The organism is Nocardioides euryhalodurans (assembly GCF_004564375.1).
Classification (GTDB): domain Bacteria; phylum Actinomycetota; class Actinomycetes; order Propionibacteriales; family Nocardioidaceae; genus Nocardioides; species Nocardioides euryhalodurans.
Genome location: NZ_CP038267.1, coordinates 1,237,945 through 1,256,134 on the forward strand (window position 1 = coordinate 1,237,945; position 18,190 = coordinate 1,256,134).

An 18,190-nucleotide genomic window follows, 5' to 3' on the forward strand; every position below is an offset into this window, starting at 1 on the left:
GCCGAGTAGAGATATCACGAGGAGGTCCTTCGAGGTCGGTGGTTCCTCGGTACGCGTGCCCGCCCCGATCACCCACCCGCCGACATTGGACCTGTGGAGGAGCTCGCCTGCTGGGGGTCTAAAGAGTGGGAACGGATGTCGCCGCTGTCGTTGGCACCCTCGCGCCCACCGACTCGGCCGTGGCCGATGCTTGGCGGGCGGCCTGAATCGCACGGACGCGATCGGCCTTCTGCGCGTCGCTCCTGGCTCCCCCACCGGCCGGTAACTCCGAGCTCACGCCGTAGCGGTCACGGTAGGCGGCGACCGTGCCCGCTGCTTCGAGCCAGAGACCGCGCTCAACCGAACCGTTAGGTATCGGTCCGAGGCGCCGGGTCCACGATTCCGCCATGGCAACCGCATCCTCAGCGAGCGCACGGGCCCGACTCTCGATCAACTGATTGCGCTCGTCGAGAGCCTGGCGGTCATCGTCGCTCATCTCGCCGAGCGGCTCGGGGATGAGGCCGGCAATGAGACGCGGGCGGAGGCGGCAGCCGTGCGGGGCGGCCGAGGCCACCTTCTCGATCCGGTAGCGGAGGACGGCGGCGACGTCTTCGGCGTCGACCAGCCCGTGCTGGGCGATCACTCGCGGCACCAGCCGGGCGAGGTCGTGGTGGTATGCCTCAGCTCGGCGTAGGGCAACGGTCAGCGGCCCGAAAGCTGTTGAGGCGACCAACGCTGCGTGCTGCTCGGCTGTCAGACCGGAGCGGCGCAGGAGTTCGACGAACCTGTCGCGCTGCGCATCGGCCGCGATCGTCTCCAACTCGGCGGCCAGGCGGTCGATGCCGCCGTGGATTGCGTACTCGGCCTCGATCGTCTGGTGCGCGGACACGCTTGCGCCGCTGTGCCGGAGCACGCCGAAGAGCACGGTGCGGGCCGTGACGCCTTCGGGCTCGGGAGACGAGTGGCTGTCGTCCGGCTGGTCGAGCGCGACGTAGGCGATGTTCGACTCCCGGCCGCGGCTCATGGACACGTAGAGATTCTCCCGGGTTGTGGACGCTGTGACGACGACGTGGGAGGTGTCGACAGTGATGCCCTGGGCCCGATGGGCGGTGATGGCATAGCCGAGATCTACGTACTCCCGGACGTACTCGGCGGGCAGCACAGTCTTGGCGCGACGGCGCGGATTGAGCCGGTCGACGAGCACGGAGCCGTCCCTCCGGATATCGACAATGCGCCAGCGGTCACCGTTCTTGACCCAGCCGCCCCGAGATGTCCGGAGGGTGCGCGCGTTGCGCCGGGTGATAACCACATCCCCAACGGAGGCGCTGTTACCGGCGGCCAGTGGGATCTCACGACCACCGATGGGGCCTTCGAGCAGCAGCCGTTCGGCGCGAGCCCGCTCGTTCAGAACCCGAACGGCGTGGGATGACTCGGTCACGAGGACGCTGGCTTTGCCGGCGCTGCAGTCCGCACGCCACGCCTCGTAGGCATGGTCGAGCATCTCGTCGGTCTGTCCTTCGCGGATTCGCTTCTGGCGGACGTACGTCGAGATGACCTCGACCTCACCGCGGCGAAGGGCGAGGGAGGCGTGCCTCTCCCACTCGTTCACGAAGCGATGGACATCGGTCAGCTCCGGGGCGTCGGTACGACGGGCGACCAGGAGGGCGAAGACGCCTCCGGCTTCGACGGACTGAAGCTGGTAGGGGTCACCGACGAGCAGGACCTTGGCTCCGGCGGCCTCTCCGATGTCACTGATGCGGTCGAGCGTGGTCGTTCCCGCGAGCGTGGCCTCGTCGACGATCACCAGCTGTCCAGCGCGCAGCTCCGTGCGTCCTTGGTCGTACTCATGCAGCCACTTGGCCGTGTTGTCACAGGCGACCCCCAGGTCGTCGGCCAGTGCCTGCGCGGCTGTCGCGGAGGGCGCCAGACCAATGACGCTGCCCTGTCCGTGCTCCACCATCCAGGCGGATCGAAGAGCCCGCATCGTTGTGGTCTTGCCCGCACCCGCGGGACCGACGAGCAGGTCCACCTGACGACCTGACGCGGTGATGCTCTCGAGGGCAGCGCGCTGCTGAAAACTGAGTCGGGCCCTCGAATGCGACAGAACCCGTCGCAGCGCTCTGGGGGGCACGGTCGGTGCAGTCGTGGCTTCCGAGCGCTCCAGGAGGCGTGCTTCGGCCTCGATGATCGCGGTCGATGAGTATTTGACTGAGTGCCTCGGCCGAAAGAGGCTCGTGCCGTCCTCGCGCTGGAACGGAACCGGAGTGCTTGCCAACTCCGGCGGCGTGAGCGACACCGACTGCCGCTGAGCCGCTTCGACCACCATGGCGATGACCGCCTCGCGATCCGAGGTGGTTGCGAACCGGAGGTCCATCGTCTGCTTCGACGCCTCGGCCATGAGGTTCCAGTGAGTCCACACCGCCCTCTTCACCTCGACAGCGGCCACGACATCGGCGGCGATCGCCTCGATCACGGCCAGAGGAACGTCGTCGACGGTGAGGGGAGCGCCACCGGCACCAAGAAGTGTTGCTGCCCACGCGGTTGCGTCCGCGCCGAGTCGCTGAGATGCGCGGCGTCGCCACTCGGCTGTCAGGTCAACGAGCGACCGGAGCTCCTTAGGTGGCCGAGTCGCCAAGGTTGCCTGGGCGCGCAGCTCCACGACGGCCTTGGGCGACGGCATCCGACCGTGCCGTGCGACGTACTCAGCGATGAGCTCGTCCTTCTTGAGTTCGATCTCGCGGGTCCGGCTCGAGAACTCTGCGATGAGCTCATCGCTGATGCCGACGATTTCCCATTGCGGGTTGCGGTCGGTGCCGCGTTGGCGGAGCTCCCAATCGATCCCGATGTCGCGGCGGAGCCGGTCGGCCAGCAGGGCGTTGTAGTGCGCCGACAGTCCCGTGACGGAGGAGAACACCGGGCGGCCGTCGAGGCTGCGCCACCGTCCGTCCATCACCGTCAGCACCTTGTTGGACACCACCACGTGGGTGTGGAGCTGTGGATCTCCGGCCCGGGAGTCGAAATGGTCGTAGGCGACGGCGGCGACCCCTGCCACGCTGACCTGGGCCACGGCGCCGTCGCTGTCGGAGATCCCCGCCCTGGTCGCCGCCACTTCCCGCTCGAAGAAGTCGATGACGTCGGCGACAGCCGCGTGATGCGCCTCCGCAATCCGCTCCTGGGTGGCCGCGTCGGCGACTGCCCACAGCACCGACACCGACTTGGGGACGCTGAAGGTGAGATCGAAACCAGCGACTGCATGGCGCATGCCGGCAGCGGTTTCCTCGGCTTCGATCCGGCTCGTTTCGGCCGCGCAGTCCTCCTGCGTCATCTCCGGATCAAGAGCCGCCACCCGCTCGTAAATGCGGTCCGCCAGGCGCTTGTACGTCGGATACGCGCGTCCGAGCTGCTCCCCCGTCATCGGGTCCCGCCCCATGCCGATCAGCAGCGCGAGCTGCTCCTCGGTCACCTGCATCCCTGCGGCCAGCTGACCGCTCCCCAGCGCACGGACTCCGGAGCCGAGCCAGCGGCCAGGCGGCGTACCGACCTCGGAGTAGTACCGGGTGAGCGGCGTCGACAGGGCTCTGCTGCCGTCACCGGCGGCGACGCTGCGCAGCAGGTACTGGTAGCCGCTGCCCGCGGACATCCGCCGCAGCGACACCGTCACGGCCGTTTCCGTTCCACAGCCCTCAGGTGCGCTTCTCCCTCCACAGACCCCTCGATCTGCAAACCGTGTGAAGGCGAGAAGGGCTGAGTTGGAGAAACTGGCGGGCAGGACGAAGGGCAGGGAAGAGCGGGTGGCGAGACAGAAGGCGTGGCGGGGACCAGGAGGAGAAGGGAGCCTCAAGAGTAGGGCGGGGTGAGGTCGGGACAGTTGGAGGACGGAGAGCACCTGAGGGGTGGCCCGGAAAGGCGAGAGCGACCGGGGGTGCCAGATCCACATTCGGGCTTTACGATGAGGCGCAGACGGCGCTCGGGATCCGTCCGCAGCGGCGTCCGCCTCCTCAGTCACATGTAGGAGGAACAGGAACCGCATGATGAATCGACTCAGGCTGATCTCCTGGGCGACCGGCACACTGATGTTGGCCGCGGTCTCCGCCTGTGGCGGCGGCGACACCGACCCCCCGGCGACCGCCGAGCCGTCGTCAACACCGTCGAGCTCAGCGGCGACGAGCGCCTCGCCGAGCTCTCCGTCGGACGAGGCGAGCGCCGGTGCAACCGACGCGGTCCGGAGCTACTTCACGGTGGTCGACCAGCTCCGCAGCGATCCTGCGCCCGACCTCAAGAAGCTGAAGTCCGTCGCGACCAGCGCGCAGCTCAACGCCGTCACGACCCTCATCGACCGGTCGCGCGACGAGGGCCAGCGGCAGACCGGCACGACAGCCATCAACGAGCTGCAGGTCCAGTCGGTCAATCTCGACAACTCCGACCCGAAGGCCGGCAAGGTGCCGACCGTCGTCATCGACGTCTGCTGGGACGTCAGCAAGGTCGACGTCCTCGACAAGAATGGCAAGTCGATCGTCTCCCCCGACCGCCCGGACACCGGGTGGACGCGTTACACCGTCGCGAACTACAAGTACGCCGCCGACCCGATCGGCGGCTGGCGCGTGGCGACGGGCCAGGACCTCAAGCAGACGCCATGTGCAGCATCCTGACTCGCCTCCTTCTGAGTGCGCTGACCGCCGCCGGCCTCTCCGTCCTCGTCCACGCTCCGTCATACGCGGACACGGTGTGCTCGCAGACCGACCCGGCCACGGGCGAGTGCCTCATCTGGATCGAGGTGCCGGGCACGCCGGGTACGCCAGGTGAGCCGGGCGACGACGGCCCGCAGGACACCGGCAGCGGGGCCGCCTGCTACTGGGACGGCACGAGCCAGGGCGTCACGAAGCCACCGCCTGGGCCGGTTCCCTGCACGAAGGAGGGCGCCTACTGGTCGAACACGTACCACTGCTACATCAGCCCGGTCGAGCCTCCGCCGCCTGCGGGCGACCCGAGCTGGCAGGGTCATGAGCCTGGCGACGGCGCTGTGTACTACTGCGACCAGCCGCAGACGGGTCTGCTCATCACGATCTGGTCGCAGGACCCGCCGCCGAACTCCGGCACCGGACCAACTCCGCGCGAGGTGGCGCAGATCGCGATCGAGGAGATGCATCTGTCCGCCATCAACATCGGCATCGCGCCTGAGCCGGGTCCGAACAGCGTCGGCCTTGTCGGGATGCCCGTCTGGATGTGGGCCAAGTACCCGAACGCCCACACCGTCGGCCCCATCACTGAGAGCGCCTCCGCCGGCGGCATCACAGTCACGGCCACCGCGAAGGTCCTCCACATCACCTGGGACATGGGCGACGGAACCGAGGTCGTCTGCGATACGGCGGGCTCGCCGTACAAGCCGGAATTCGGGCGGAAGGACTCCCCCGACTGCGGCCACACCTACAAGAAGTCGAGCGCGGGGCAGACGGACGATGCGTACACCGTCACCGCAACCTCGAGTTGGGTCATCACCTGGTCGGGCGCGGGCCAGACCGGGACGATCCGCCTCGACGGCCTCAACCGCTCGACCCAGATCCGGATCGGCGAAGCGCAGGTGCTCGTGAACTGACGAGCGCTGCGCGGGGAGGGACGAAGTGACCACGACTGCCCGAGAGGACCGGAAGCCCGGCCCACACCGCACTGCGCCCGACGCCGGCCCGCCGGTCACTCCCCCGCCGAAGCTTCGCAGGCGCCCCGGTCTCGTCGTGGCCGCCGTCGTCGTCACCGCCCTTGGCTGCCTTCTCGGGGCATGGGCATGGAACGCGACGACCAGCACCGAGGAGGTCCTCGCTGCGACGAAGACGATCCATCGAGGCGAGGTCATCGCCGCCGACGACATCCGGCGCATCCGGATCAGCGACGACCCGGCTCTGGAGCCACTCCCTGCTTCGGCGTACGACGAGATCGTCGGCCAGCGCGCCGCGCTCGATATCTCTGCCGGCGGGCTGATCACGACCGAGTCGACGACCGGCGCACCGATGCCGCCGGAGGGCAAGTCGATCGTCGGCATCTCGCTGACCCCGGCCCAGGTCCCAGCGCTCCCGATGCACGGCGGCGACAAGGTCCGCATCATCGTCACCCCGGCCGCCAATGGCGATGCCCCGTCCGGCGCGCCTCAGTTCACCGCTGCCGAGGTCGTCGACACAGCGATAGACGAGACCACCGGCAACACCGTCGTCAACGTCTTGGTGCCGTACGCCGACGCGAGCGTCCTCGCGGCCCGCGCTGCGACCGGCAACGTCGCGCTGATCCTCGACTCGGGAGCCCAGTGATGGCGATCGTGTGCCTGACATCGGCCTCCGGTTCGCCCGGCGTCACCACAACCGCAGTGGGCATGGCGTTCAGTTGGCCACGGCCCGTGCTCCTCGTCGAAGCCGACCCGACCGGCGGATCCAGCGTGCTCGCCGGGTTCCTCCGCGGCACGACGCCGTACTACGCCGGGTTGATCGAGCTCGCCCTCTCACCCCTCGGCACGACGGACGCGCTGCGGGACGTCGTACGTCCGTTGAGCCCGAACGTCTCGCTCGTCGCCGGCATCCGGTCGCATGCTCAGGCCACGGCGCTGCGTGACATCTGGGAGCCGTTGGCGGCCGCACTCCGCGATCTGAATGACAACGGCCTGGACGTCATCGTCGACGCCGGCCGGCTCGGCCTCATCGGCTCGCCGACCCCGCTGCTGGACGCCGCCGACGCGGCGCTCCTGATCACCAGAGCCACCCTGCCGGCGATCTCGGCAGCTCGTTCGTGGGCGGAGACCGTCCGTCATCCCGCCAGCGGATGGCGTCACCCCGGCTTGCTTCTCGTCGGCGAGGGCCAGCCCTACCGGGCCTCCGAGGTCGCCAAGGTTCTCGGCATGCCCGTCGTCGCCGACCTGCCGGACGATCCGGCCGCCGCGGCCGTTCATCACCGTGGAGCGGCGCCTCCGAAGCACTTCGAGACCGGTCCCTACGTCCGCGCGCTCCAGGCCGCGGTGCAGTCCGTCCAGGCGCACATCGCACGTGGTCGGTTCGCGCTCGAGGAGGCACGGGCATGACCGAGACCTACCGATTCGCGAACGAGTACGGCGACCTGACGCGCCTGCCACTCTTCAGCCAGACGACCAACGGCATCCCCCACGAGGTGTCGAGCGGTCTCGACGCGACCGTTGCGACGCCGCCCCCGGCCACCTCCGACGTCGACTGGTCGCTCGTCTCGACCCTGCGGGCCCAGGCGTCCGAGCAGCTGAGCCAGGCCGTGCAGTCAGGTCGCGCCCGACTCGACAAGGAGGCGCAACAGGAGTTGGGCCGATCGATCGTGCTGGACCTCATCGAGTCTGCGATGGCAGAGGGTGTCGACGCCGGCCTCGGTTCGTGGAGTCCCTCGAAGCAGCAGGCGACCGCGCAGGCCGTGTTCGACTCCCTGTTCCGCCTCGGCCGCCTCCAGCCGTTGGTGGATGACGACCGGATCGAGAACATCGTCATCGTCGGTCACGACAACGTGCAGCTCGAGCTGATCGACGGAACGCTCGTTCCCGGCCCCTCGGTGGCCGACTCCGATCAGGAGCTAATCGACTTCCTGGTCTTCCTTGCTTCGCGCAGCGAGGTAAACGCGCGGGCGTTCTCCGAGGCGCAACCGAGCCTCCACATGAGGCTCGACGGCGGCTCACGGCTCGCGGCCGTGGCGTGGGTGACCACGCGACCGTCCGTCGTGATCCGTCGGCACCGGCTGATGCGGGTGACGCTGGACGACCTCGTCAAGCGCGACATGATGACGCCCGTCGTCGCCTCGTTCCTGAGAGCTGCCGTGCGGGCTCGGTGCTCGATCGTGGTAGCCGGCGCCCAGGGGGCTGGGAAGACCACGCTGGTTCGAGCTCTCTGCGCCGAGATCGACGAGCTCGAGGCGATCGGCACCTTCGAGACCGAGTACGAGCTGCACCTCCACGAGCTCGGCCGGCACAAGGTGGTCATCCCCTGGGAGGCCCGGCCCGGATCGGGTGAACGTGGTCCTGACGGGCGCCAGTCGGGTGAGTTCACGCTCGACGAGGCACTCGTCGACTCCTTCCGCTTCAACCTCTCGCGGCAGATCGTCGGCGAAGTCCGTGGCAAGGAGATCTGGGCGATGATCAAGGCGATGGAGTCCGGCACCGGGTCCATCTCCACCACTCACGCGGCCGACGCCGTGGCCGCCGTACGCAAGCTCGTGACCTGCGCGATGGAGGCGGGTCCGCACGTCACGCAGGGTCTCGCGACCAGCAAGCTCGCGGCGACCGTCGACCTGATCGTCCAGTTGAGCCTGGAGACCAAGGTCGTGCCGGGCGGGGCTCAGCGGACGAGGCGGGTCGCGGAGGTCATCGCGCTGGCCCCAGGCGAGAAGGAGCCCGGCTACGCGACGACGCACGTGTTCCGCGCCCATGCCACCGGCGCCGCAGTCCCCGATGTCCTGCCCGACGAGTACCGCCGACTCGCCCAGCACGGATTCGACCTGGCGGCGTACCTCGGTAGTCAACAGCTCGGAGTCCGGACATGACCGCGGCCCTTCCGGCACTCGCGGGTGGACTCGTCGCCTTGGGGCTCCTCGGGGTGGTCGTCGGCCTGCGCCCAACCGCGATTCCGCCGCGGGAGCCCACGGCAGCCAGTCGGCGCCGCGCCCTCAATCGGCGAACCCGAGTCCTGCTTCTTGCCGGTGGCGCGCTCGGCCTCGTCGGATGGCTCATCACGGGCTGGATCCTGGCGCTGGTCATCGCGCCGGTCGCTGTCATCGGGCTGCCCATCCTGCTCAGTGCGCCGCCGGCGGCCACACAGATCGCCCGCCTCGAGGCGATGGAGGAATGGACGCGATCGCTCTCCGGAGTCCTCACCGTCGGCATCGGGCTGGAGCAAGCACTGGTCGCCACTCTGCGGTCGACGCCCGCGCCCATCGCCGATGAGGTCCACCGACTGGTGACCCGGCTGCGGGCACGGTGGGACACCGAGAAGGCGCTGCGCGCGTTCGCCGACGAACTCGACGACGCGACCGGCGACCTGATCGCGGCCAACCTGATCCTGGGCGCCCGTCGACGCGGAGCCGGGCTGGCGAGTGTCCTCGAAGGACTCGCCGAGTCGGTCGGCGCCGACGTAAGAGCGCGCCGCCAGGTCGAGGCAGACCGGGCAAAGCCGCGAGCCACCGCGCGGTGGGTCACGTTGATCAGCGCCAGCGTGCTCGTCGTACTCGCGCTGTCGGGGACGTACGTCGACCCGTACCGCACCCCTGTGGGCCAGGTGCTTCTCGTGCTCCTCCTGTCGGCGTACGTCGCCACCCTGATCTGGATGCGACGCATGGCCGCAGGCAAGCCGCTCCCCCGGTTCCTGGCGACCCGCGCGGTCGCGGAGGCGTCGCGATGATCACCGGGCTGCAGTTGGCGATTCTTGCCGGAGGTCTCGTCGGCCTCGGCCTCGTGCTTCTCGTTGCCCGCCTTCTGCCCGCGGAGCCCGACCTCGCCGACGCGCTCGAGAGAGTCTCCTCGTCGCGTCCGCGCTCGACCGCCACCGACGCCGCGCGGTCGAGCAAGGAGCGGCTCGGCCTGTGGGGCCTGCGCGTCTTGCCGCCTGGTCTCTGGGTTCGTACGCCGGCTCGCGAACTCGCGCTGCTGCGGATCCCGGTCGCGCAGTTCTACGGGGAGAAGCTCATGTTCGCCGGTCTCGGCCTCGTCATCCCGCCGGTGCTCGTCACGCTCTTCAACGCCTTCGGGCTGAGCATCCCGTTCCAGCTCCCGGCCGTCGCGTCGCTCGCGCTGGCCGCCGTCATGTTCTTCATCCCGAACTACAACGCCCTCGACGACGCCAAGAAGGCACGGACCGAGTTCGCCCGAGCGCTCGGCGCCTACATCGACCTTGTGGCATTGGAGCGGAACAACGGCATCGGCCACCGGCAGGCGATGGAGGCTGCGGCTGAAGTCGGCGACTCGTGGGTGTTCACGCGGCTGTCCGAGGAGCTCACCCGCTCGCGGTGGTCGGGACTGCCGCCCTGGGACGCGCTGCACACCTTGGCAGAGGAACTCGGACTGCCCGAGCTCGACGACTTCGCCGACATCATGCGCCTCTCGGGCGAGGAAGGAGCCGGCGTGTACGCCACCCTCCGCGCCCGCTCCGCCGCCATGCGCACGGCCATGCTCAACGTCGAACTCGCCCAGGCCAACGCCGTCGGCGAGCGCATGTCGATGCCCGGCTCACTGCTGGGCGTGATCTTCATGGCGCTTCTCGTCGCGCCCTCATTGCTTCGCATGTTCACGAACTCGTGACACGGAAGGACACATCCACAGGAGGAAACCCATGTTGAAGGTTCTGGTCCTGCTGCAGATCGCAGCACTCGGCACGTACGACGACCTGCGAGCATCCCGCCGCAGTGAACGCGGGTCGGTGACGATGGAGCACGTCCTCTGGGCCGTCGCAGTCATCGGCATCGTCGGCATCGTGGTCCTCGCGGTCACGAACTATGTCACCTCAGAAGCGGGCAAGATCAAGTAGCCGCCGCCGGCGACGCGGCGAACGGGGCTCGGTCTCGATCGAGCTGGTTGTCCTGCTGCCCGCACTGTTCGCGGTCATGTTCCTCGGGATGCAGGCAGCGCTCTACTACCACGCGAAGACTGTCGCGATCGCGGCCGCGCAGCAGGGCGCCAGGGCCGCTGGCGCCGAGCACGGCCTGGAGTCCGACGGGGTCGGCGCCGCCAACGACTTCCTCGCGGAGGCCGGTGGCGATGACGTCATCACCGCGACCTCGACGGGTGCGAACCGGACCGCCACGACTGCCACCGTGACGGTCAGCGGCTTCTCTCTGAGCGTCATTCCTGGGTGGAAGGTCCGCATCACTCAGAGCGCCAGCGTGCCAGTCGAGCAGGTGACGGCGCCGTGATCCGCCGGGACGAACGCGGTTCAGCAGCTCTCGAAGCGGCGATCGGCGTGCCCACCTTCGCACTCTTCGTCGGCCTGGTCATCTTCGGAGGCCGTACGGCGACCACCCATCAGGCGCTTCAGGCCGCCGCCGCCGATGCCGCCCGGTCAGCCTCACTCGCCCGCAACGCGGACGTCGCCCGAGCCGATGCACGCGCGGCGGCCACCTCGAGTATCACCAACCAGGAGATCGGGTGCTCGGCCATCGACGTCGCCGTCGACACGAGCGACTTCGACAAGCAGCCTGGCGTTCCTGGCTCGGTGAACGTGACCGTCTCGTGCCGACTCGACCTGTCGGATCTCGCTGTTCCCGGCGTCCCCGGATCCCGGGTCATGCGGGCGACGATGTCCAGTCCGATCGACACCTGGCGGGAACAATGAGTCGCCGGGACGAGCGCGGCTCCATCACCGTGTGGCTGGCGCTGTCCAGCTTCGTGATGATCTTCCTCGTCGGGCTGGCGGTCGACCTCGGAGGCCAGGTCCACGCCCACGAGCGAGCCCACGACGTCGCCGCGCAGGCCGCACGGGCCGGTGGCGAGGAGGTCGAAGGAAGCGCCGCCATCCAAGGCCACGACCTCGCGATCTCCCCCGCCGCCGCGCGTGCCGCCGCCCAGCGCTACCTCGACGCGGCCGGCGTCGCCGGAACGGTCGCCATCAACGACGGCACCACGATCACCGTGACGGTCACGGACTCCTACGACCCACAGTTCCTCGGTCTCATCGGCATCAACCGCCTCGACGTCACCGGCACTGCGACCGCGCGACTCGTCCGCACCCTCGGAGGTAGCGAGCAATGAACAAGACCGACTCCAGGCTGCGCGGCCTCCTGGCCACCCTCACGCTCGTCGCCTTCGTGGTCGGCGTGCCCGTCGTGCTCATCGCCATCGACGCGCTCCCCGACCCGAGCGCGTTCACGTGGTCGAGGCTGACGGCCCAGGACGACGGCACTCTCGCCCTCCAGGTCATCACCGTCATTTGCTGGATCGCGTGGGCCGTCTTTACGTGCCAACTCGTCGCGTCGATCGTGTCGCAGGCTCGCGGCATCCGTACGCCGCGCCTCCCCGGTCTCGCGGTTCCTCAGCTCGCCGCCGACCGCTTAGTCGCGGCCGCGGCGCTGCTGTTTGTCGCCGTCCCGGCGGTCAGCGCGGCGCTGCCCCAGCCTCGCGCGCATGCTGCGGTCGCCGCACCGTTGCCGGACGAGCCGCACGTAGCAGTTGCCGTGGATGCGCCAGCAGAGCCGAGAGCAGAAGACCACCTGCAGACGGTGCAGCCGGAGACCGAGCGCTACACGGTCAAGCGCGGGGATAGCCTCTGGAAGATCGCGGAAGAACGACTCGGTGACGGCACGCGGTACGTCGAACTCGTCGCCCTCAACGAGGCCGTCCTCGACGGACGTCCCGACTTTCTCCTGCCCGGAACCGTGCTCAAGGTTCCCGTCGCGGACGACCCTTCGGGCGGCTCGTACGTCGTCCAGCCCGGTGACACCCTGTCCGAGATCGCCGAGGACCAACTCGGCGACGCCGACGCGTACCCGTCGATCTTCCGAGCATCGCGCGACACCGTCCAACCGAACGGTGCCCGCCTCTCCGACCCGGATCTCATCCTGCCCGGCTGGAAGCTCACGATCCCGGGACAGTCGGATCCGGTCGAGCCTCAGGAGCCGAAGCACGTCCAGGAGCCGCCTCGGCAGGACGCGACTCCACCTACCGACGGAGCTACTCCGCCCGCTCCGGAAGCATCCGACCCCGAACCCGAGCATGCTTTCGCCGACGCCGCCGAGGACGAGACCATCCCGACCTGGCTGCTCCCGGGGCTGGCCGGCGCTGGAGCACTCCTGGCCGGGTCGCTCTGGCTGGTGCTGCGACAGCACCGGCGAACCCAGCTCCGCTATCGCCGACCCGGAAGGATCATCGCCCCACCGCCGGACGAGTTGCGGGCTGTCGAGAAGTCCGTGCAGGTGTCGGGATCCGTCACCGCCCATCTGATCGAGGAGCTAGATGCGGCGCTCCGGGGACTGGCCCCTGCACCTCGCCTGCTCTCCGTCCGGCTCTCCTCCAGCCGAATCCTGCTGACACTCGCAGAGCCGGCTGAACTCCCTAAGCCATGGACCGGAGAAAGCGCCGCTTGGCACATCCCTGTCGAGGCGGTCCCGACTCCGCCCCCGGACGCACTGCCGCCGTACCCGATGCTGGTCAGCGTCGGTCAGGCAGACGACGGGGCGCTCGTGCTGCTCAACCTCGAGGAGCTTCGTGCGCTGGCCTTGTCAGGGGACGCCGACCGTAGCGCCGCCCTGGCTCGCCATCTCATGGCGGAGTTGGTCGTCAACCCTTGGGCCTCTCCCGTGCACATCGAGGCGCTGGGAATCGGCGGAGAACTGGCCTCGATCAACCGCGACTTCGTCCGCGTCCACGAACCCGGAGATGACGCGTTCCTTCGCGCTCTGGCCGACGACCTCGCGACCGCCAGCCCGACCGGAGAGCCGGACGAGTTCCACGCCGCGGTCATCGTGGGCGGCGCCAGCGGTCCGGACTTGACGCACCTGGCCGGGGCCTTCGTTGGCTTCCCGGGACGCGCCGGCCTGGCTCTGGTCAGGGTCGGAGGGGAACCCTCCCCGCCGTACGTCGATGTCCACCTGAGCGCCGACGGCCGTCTGCGGATCCCTTCCCTTGACCTGGATCTCACTTCCGCGGGGCTGACTGCCGCCGAGGCGGAGGCGTGTGCCGCGCTGATCGATCTCACTACGGAGGCCGACGTGGTGCCGGTCCCCCGTGCCGCCGACGAACGGACCGTGACGGATTGCGCGGGTGCGCTCGTCGACGAACTGACGGAACCGCGCCCAGAGGGCCAGCAGGCAGGCGCCTCGTCACTTCTGCCGCTCGACACCCACGTGTATGCCGACTGCGCAGCGACGACCGTCGATGACGTCGAGACTCTCGCCCCCAACGCGTCTCCGGAAGCCGCAGCGGCCATTCATGCCTCCGATCCGGACCTGGACGAGGATCTCGCCCGATGGGATTCCCCGGTTCCTGTGGCCCCGAAGGTGACCTTGCTGGGTCCGGTCACGGTCAGGACGCTGGGCGACGCGAAAGCCACGGCCCACCGCCGGCCCTACTACGTCGAGTTCCTTGCCTACCTCGCGCTCCACCCGAACGGGGTCACCGCAGAGAAGCTCGCAGAGGACCTCTCCATCCGTCCTCAGAAGGCGCGGTCCGATCTGAGCATCATCCGGAAGTGGCTCGGGCAGAGCCGCGCTGGCAAGCCGTTCCTCCCGCGCGCTCAGCAGACCCATCAGGACGGCGTCCCGGCGACCTACGCCCTCGACCGCGTTCTCTGTGATCTCGACCTGTTCAGGCGGCTTCGTGCCCGCGGCCAGAGCCGCGGCGCCGAGGGGATGGCAGACCTCATCGCCGCGCTGCACCTCGTCAGCGGCGAGCCGTTCACCGACCTCCGCAAGGACGGGTGGGGATGGCTTCTTGAGGGCGACCGACTCGACCACATCATGACCGCCGCGATCGTCGATGTCGGACACATCGTCACCACCCACGCGTTGGCCGTCGGCGACCTCGGTCTTGCCGACTTCGCGTCCAGCGTCACCCTCGCCGCGTCGCCGTACGACGAGATCGCGAATCTCGACCGCATAGCCGTCGATCGAGCCATGGGGAACCTCAACGAGGCTGAGGCCCGGATGCGAAGTGGCGTCTCGAACCGGAGCGATGACGGCTATGGGCCCATCCAGCTGCCGCCTCGAAGCGCGGAAGTTGTCGAGGACAGGCGCTCATCCACGCCGCCAACGTCGGACGATCATCCCGGCGTTCACCGACGGAAGGCCCGAGCATCAGGGTCTTAGATGTACTTCGAACCACCCGTCTGGAACGCACCCCCCTTCGCCTCGACGGCGATGCCTCCATGGGCTGTCCCGCGGGCACTGCCGATCCCTACTCCCCTGCGGCAGTGGACAGTCCGAGATCGGACATGAGCAGCTTGACAATCGCGTCGTGGTGTTGCAGCACCTGTTGGTCGCCCCAACCATGCGTGCGAGTCGTTTCTGCCATCACCTGCAGCTTGGTGCTCTGGGCCTCGATCGTTGTCCGGTAGTTCTCTGCCTTCGCTCGCGGAAGGCTGTTGCTGAACTTTGAGTTCGCGCCGACGCTGACAAGCGCGAGATTGCCAAGAAGGTTCAGGTGCTCCGGTGAGACCGCCGCGCCGGCTTGCTGCTCATCTGGGTGCTGCGGATAGAAGTGCTCGATCGAGTTTCGGAAGCTAAACCGGAACTCGGACTTCTGAGGATCGGACAGCAGCAGGTAGTCCACATACGTGAACACAATGCGGCTGATGTTGAAGCCCTCGGGGTGACCCTCCCCAAAGAACGCCTCACGAACCTTGTCTCGGGCGTAGGCCCGGAGAACGTCGACGAGCTGGCTCCCCTGGATCTGGTCTGGATCATTCTGGTCAAGCACTCTGAGGACTTTGGTGATCCAGTGCATCGTCCGGGGCGAGGTGTACGTGACTCGCAGCATTGACTGGATGAGCATCAGTTCTCGAGTGGCCGGGTCAACATCCCCGTCCTCTTCGATCTCGGTCGCGACCTTTGAGAGCGTGTTGATGTATCCGGTCATCGAGCGTCCCTTTGAACGTCGACGCAAGAGCCGCTGCAGCGACCAGTCGCCATCATCGCCATTGCTCGCGGTGTACTGGCGCTTCAGGATGAACCCGTCGAACAGATTGCGCAGCCTTAGGAGCGCGAGGCCGAAATCGCGGACCCATTCGGCTTCGTCGCTCGGGTCCCCAGCGGCGGCCGCCTCATCGAACCGCTTGATGAGGCGCTTGTCATCGAGTTGACCTTCGTGCTCACCCTCGTCTCGGCTCATGACCTTCAGCACGTGAAGCAGAAAGGCCGGGAACTCGATGGTCGATCTGAAGCGAACGTTCTCGGCGTCTTCGCCGGGGGCGGACACGCCGATCGCCGAATAGCGCGCCAGCGCAGCGTCGAGCGACATTGAGGTAGCAGGCGCGGTGTCCATCATGCCTGAGACAGCGGCTGTTGTTTGATGAACTTCGAGAAGCCGGCCGAAACTCGCCGCCTTCAGCCAGGACCATCCGTCACCGAACAGCTCACGGCGCCGTGCATGGTCGCCGCGAGTCAATGACATCTGGACGTAGGAGTCCATGTCCGCACAGGCGTCCCAGATCCAGGCGAAGCATGCGCGCTCTGCCTCGTTGGGCAGTCGGCTCATGAGTCGGGCCTTTACGATGTCCACCTGGTGCAGCTGCTGTCCCCGGGTGTTCATGATCTCGAAGTACCTGTTGAGATCCGTCTTCGGCGGCAACGCGGCACGAACCACCGCAACGCGGTGACGCAGGAAATCGGCAAACTGGCCCCGATCCTCATCGTCGCGCAGCTCTGGATGCTGATTGAGGAACTGACGGATCACGTTGTAGCCCTCGTGGATACCCGTGTCCTCGTTGGTCGCTGTATCGGGAATCGAAGCCGAGTGACGCGACGCCTCAGTCACTACACGGCGGAGTGCCTCGCTGGCCCGAGACCGAGATTCATAGCGAAGTCGATCACGGTGTGCGTCGTACGGATGCGCGCCGTCCTGGGAGAGGATCGTGAGCAGCAGATAGAGGGTCGTGAGGCGCTGCTGTCCGTCGATCACCTCGTAGTCTGCCTCACGGCCCGGTCTCCTAGTGACTATGAGGTTTCCAAGGAAGTAGCCGTCGTCGCCATCGGCGAGCGCGTCATGCACGTCTCCGATGAGCTGTTCGATCTGCTGCGCTCCCCAGGCGTAGTTCCGCTGGTAGATCGGAACGGTGTAGATCGCTTCGTCCTCGTCGAAGAGCTGCGCCACCGATCGCAACTGCGGATCAAGGAGCTCGGTCATCGCGCCGACCACTCCTTCAGAACCTCTACGAGGCCCGCTTCATGACCGTCGCTGTAGGGCTTGCCCGCTGGCGGGAGCTGATTGACGACCCGGCCCGAGTTCGCGTGGCGCAGGAGCCCGAAGGCGGAGCTCGAACCCTCACCGCGCCCGCGGTTGTCGACGGACCGGTACTGGACGCGCAACATCTCGGTCCGCAATGCGTATGCCCACGCGAAGAGTTGCGGCCTTGCTTGCTCAAGGTCGGCCTCGCCGAACCTGTTCGTGTAGTACAGAAGCGCAGCAAGGTAGAGCTCGCTGACGTACCGATAGCGACTGCGGGCCGCGCGCTCGTCGAGCACGTCGGCGTCTGCCAGAGCTGAAAGATCGAAATGGCAGTAGGGCGCCAAGTCAGCCGGGAATCCCTGCCGGACGAGGTGCTTAAGCTCCTCGAGCATGAACGCAACCATGTCAAAGAATGGCTTGCCGGATCCCAGTGGTGCATCGAGCTGGAACTTGCACCGTCCGAGTTCCCGGTCACTCAAACCGCTCGCCCCCCACGCGCTCAACAGAGGCAGCGCAGCTTGCGCAGCGAGGTGATATCGGTGGGCGGGCGTAAGGGTGGACGACGTCCCGGAGATCCCCTTGAACATGCCGATGTCCTGGGTGGTGAAGCCAGGCGCGCCATCACCTCGGGACCAACGCGCAATTCGGTATAGGTACGTCGAGAAAAGCCTGTCGAGGTCCTCATCCTTCGCTGATTCCCACGCCTGGACCACGGCAGCCTTCATGTGCGGGGTCTCTTCGCGCATTTCGCGGAGGTGGTGGGCCTTCAGCAGGTCGTGAGGAGCGAGGGCCTTGCCTCGATAGTTCTGGGAGTCGAACACGCGAAACGCCTCGTCGACGTCATCTGTCACAACGCGCACGACCTCGCACCGATCCCGGATGAACGCCGCGAGGTCGTGTGCGTCAGGTGGTTCGAGGAGTCCGAGCCGCCGGCCGAGGGCTGTCCAAACGCGGGAGACCGCGTTCGCGCCGACCGCGGAGGTGCTGAGGAGGTCGTGGCCGTCTAGGATCCCGAGAATCATCCTGAGGGTGAGTAGGCGCTGCTGACCGTCCACTACGTCGAGGCGCCCCCCGTCGCCGTCCTCGTGCAAGATGACGGCTCCCAGCACGTACGGGATGTCGGAACGGTCCGGATCGGCGCGTGAGTCAAGAATGTCGTCGACAAGCTGAAGAGCTGTGGCCGGCTCCCAGCTGTATGGACGCTGATAGTGCGGAATCTGAAGGTTGTGCTTGATGGGGTCGAGAAGGTCGCCCACGGTGACGGCGCTGACGCCGTGTTCACGAATCGCCACCTATTGCGCTCCTGTCTTTCCGTCTCGCTTGGATCGTAGTCACCGGGTACGGCCCCTGGCGGCCGCC

15 protein-coding genes are annotated in these 18,190 nt (G+C 67.7%); 12 read left to right on the top strand and 3 right to left on the bottom strand.

Annotated elements, in window-relative coordinates; genetic code table 11:
* Nucleotides 1-118 precede the first annotated feature (118 nt).
* Nucleotides 119-3,640, bottom strand: coding sequence for a MobF family relaxase (mobF, locus tag EXE57_RS05815; protein ID WP_244247005.1), 3,522 nt, complete (start codon nucleotides 3,638-3,640; stop codon nucleotides 119-121).
* Between the two features lie 367 nt (nucleotides 3,641-4,007).
* On the opposite strand from mobF, the gene EXE57_RS05820 reads away from it, so the two are divergent.
* From EXE57_RS05820 to EXE57_RS05875, 12 genes are all read left to right on the top strand, one after another.
* Nucleotides 4,008-4,628 carry a hypothetical protein gene (locus tag EXE57_RS05820; protein ID WP_135074930.1) on the top strand — a complete coding sequence of 207 codons (621 nt, stop codon included), beginning with the start codon at nucleotides 4,008-4,010 and terminating at the stop codon, nucleotides 4,626-4,628.
* Entirely contained in the window at nucleotides 4,613-5,572 is a 960-nt protein-coding gene (locus EXE57_RS05825; RefSeq protein WP_135074933.1) for a hypothetical protein, read from the top strand. The genes EXE57_RS05820 and EXE57_RS05825 overlap by 16 nt, the downstream gene beginning before the upstream one ends.
* Before the next feature lie 136 nt (nucleotides 5,573-5,708).
* Complete coding sequence (locus EXE57_RS05830) at nucleotides 5,709-6,275, top strand: SAF domain-containing protein (RefSeq protein ID WP_244247006.1); 567 nt, start codon at nucleotides 5,709-5,711, stop codon at nucleotides 6,273-6,275.
* Complete coding sequence (locus EXE57_RS05835; protein WP_135074939.1) at nucleotides 6,275-7,036, top strand: hypothetical protein; 762 nt, start codon at nucleotides 6,275-6,277, stop codon at nucleotides 7,034-7,036. The genes EXE57_RS05830 and EXE57_RS05835 overlap by 1 nt, the downstream gene beginning before the upstream one ends.
* Nucleotides 7,033-8,508, top strand: a complete 1,476-nt coding sequence (locus EXE57_RS05840) for a TadA family conjugal transfer-associated ATPase (protein WP_135074942.1) — start codon at nucleotides 7,033-7,035, stop codon at nucleotides 8,506-8,508. The genes EXE57_RS05835 and EXE57_RS05840 overlap by 4 nt, the downstream gene beginning before the upstream one ends.
* 53 nt (nucleotides 8,509-8,561) lie before the next feature.
* Nucleotides 8,562-9,362, top strand: a complete 801-nt coding sequence (locus EXE57_RS05845; protein ID WP_244247007.1) for a type II secretion system F family protein — start codon at nucleotides 8,562-8,564, stop codon at nucleotides 9,360-9,362.
* Nucleotides 9,359-10,258, top strand: coding sequence for a type II secretion system F family protein (locus tag EXE57_RS05850; protein WP_135074948.1), 900 nt, complete (start codon nucleotides 9,359-9,361; stop codon nucleotides 10,256-10,258). Before EXE57_RS05845 ends, EXE57_RS05850 begins: the two co-directional genes overlap by 4 nt.
* Before the next feature lie 31 nt (nucleotides 10,259-10,289).
* Entirely contained in the window at nucleotides 10,290-10,484 is a 195-nt protein-coding gene (locus EXE57_RS05855) for a hypothetical protein (protein ID WP_135074951.1), read from the top strand.
* Nucleotides 10,453-10,869 carry a TadE/TadG family type IV pilus assembly protein gene (locus EXE57_RS05860; RefSeq protein WP_135074954.1) on the top strand — a complete coding sequence of 139 codons (417 nt, stop codon included), beginning with the start codon at nucleotides 10,453-10,455 and terminating at the stop codon, nucleotides 10,867-10,869. Before EXE57_RS05855 ends, EXE57_RS05860 begins: the two co-directional genes overlap by 32 nt.
* Nucleotides 10,866-11,288, top strand: coding sequence for a TadE/TadG family type IV pilus assembly protein (locus EXE57_RS05865; RefSeq protein ID WP_135074957.1), 423 nt, complete (start codon nucleotides 10,866-10,868; stop codon nucleotides 11,286-11,288). Before EXE57_RS05860 ends, EXE57_RS05865 begins: the two co-directional genes overlap by 4 nt.
* Nucleotides 11,285-11,704: a TadE/TadG family type IV pilus assembly protein gene (locus EXE57_RS05870; protein ID WP_135074960.1), complete on the top strand. Its 420-nt coding sequence runs from the start codon at nucleotides 11,285-11,287 to the stop codon at nucleotides 11,702-11,704. The genes EXE57_RS05865 and EXE57_RS05870 overlap by 4 nt, the downstream gene beginning before the upstream one ends.
* On the top strand, nucleotides 11,701-14,754 hold the full coding sequence (locus EXE57_RS05875) for a LysM peptidoglycan-binding domain-containing protein (protein WP_135074963.1): 3,054 nt from the start codon (nucleotides 11,701-11,703) through the stop codon (nucleotides 14,752-14,754). The genes EXE57_RS05870 and EXE57_RS05875 overlap by 4 nt, the downstream gene beginning before the upstream one ends.
* Nucleotides 14,755-14,842: 88 nt before the next feature.
* On the opposite strand, the gene EXE57_RS05880 is transcribed toward EXE57_RS05875, so the two are convergent.
* Together EXE57_RS05880 and EXE57_RS05885 are read right to left on the bottom strand one after the other, a co-directional pair.
* Nucleotides 14,843-16,789: a DUF262 domain-containing protein gene (locus EXE57_RS05880; protein ID WP_135074966.1), complete on the bottom strand. Its 1,947-nt coding sequence runs from the start codon at nucleotides 16,787-16,789 to the stop codon at nucleotides 14,843-14,845.
* Complete coding sequence (locus EXE57_RS05885; protein WP_135074969.1) at nucleotides 16,786-18,123, bottom strand: DUF262 domain-containing protein; 1,338 nt, start codon at nucleotides 18,121-18,123, stop codon at nucleotides 16,786-16,788. The genes EXE57_RS05880 and EXE57_RS05885 overlap by 4 nt, the downstream gene beginning before the upstream one ends.
* Nucleotides 18,124-18,190 lie beyond the last annotated feature (67 nt).

Bases quoted from the DNA above. Each gene is read 5' to 3' on its own strand.
- EXE57_RS05820 (WP_135074930.1), top strand. From the start codon at position 4,008: ATGATGAATCGACTCAGGCTGATCTCCTGGGCGACCGGCACACTGATG.
- EXE57_RS05825 (WP_135074933.1), top strand. From the start codon at position 4,613: ATGTGCAGCATCCTGACTCGCCTCCTTCTGAGTGCGCTGACCGCCGCC.
- EXE57_RS05835 (WP_135074939.1), top strand. From the start codon at position 6,275: ATGGCGATCGTGTGCCTGACATCGGCCTCCGGTTCGCCCGGCGTCACC.
- EXE57_RS05840 (WP_135074942.1), top strand. From the start codon at position 7,033: ATGACCGAGACCTACCGATTCGCGAACGAGTACGGCGACCTGACGCGC.
- EXE57_RS05850 (WP_135074948.1), top strand. From the start codon at position 9,359: ATGATCACCGGGCTGCAGTTGGCGATTCTTGCCGGAGGTCTCGTCGGC.
- EXE57_RS05855 (WP_135074951.1), top strand. From the start codon at position 10,290: ATGTTGAAGGTTCTGGTCCTGCTGCAGATCGCAGCACTCGGCACGTAC.
- EXE57_RS05860 (WP_135074954.1), top strand. From the start codon at position 10,453: ATGTCACCTCAGAAGCGGGCAAGATCAAGTAGCCGCCGCCGGCGACGC.
- EXE57_RS05870 (WP_135074960.1), top strand. From the start codon at position 11,285: ATGAGTCGCCGGGACGAGCGCGGCTCCATCACCGTGTGGCTGGCGCTG.
- EXE57_RS05875 (WP_135074963.1), top strand. From the start codon at position 11,701: ATGAACAAGACCGACTCCAGGCTGCGCGGCCTCCTGGCCACCCTCACG.
- EXE57_RS05880 (WP_135074966.1), bottom strand. From the start codon at position 16,789: ATGACCGAGCTCCTTGATCCGCAGTTGCGATCGGTGGCGCAGCTCTTC.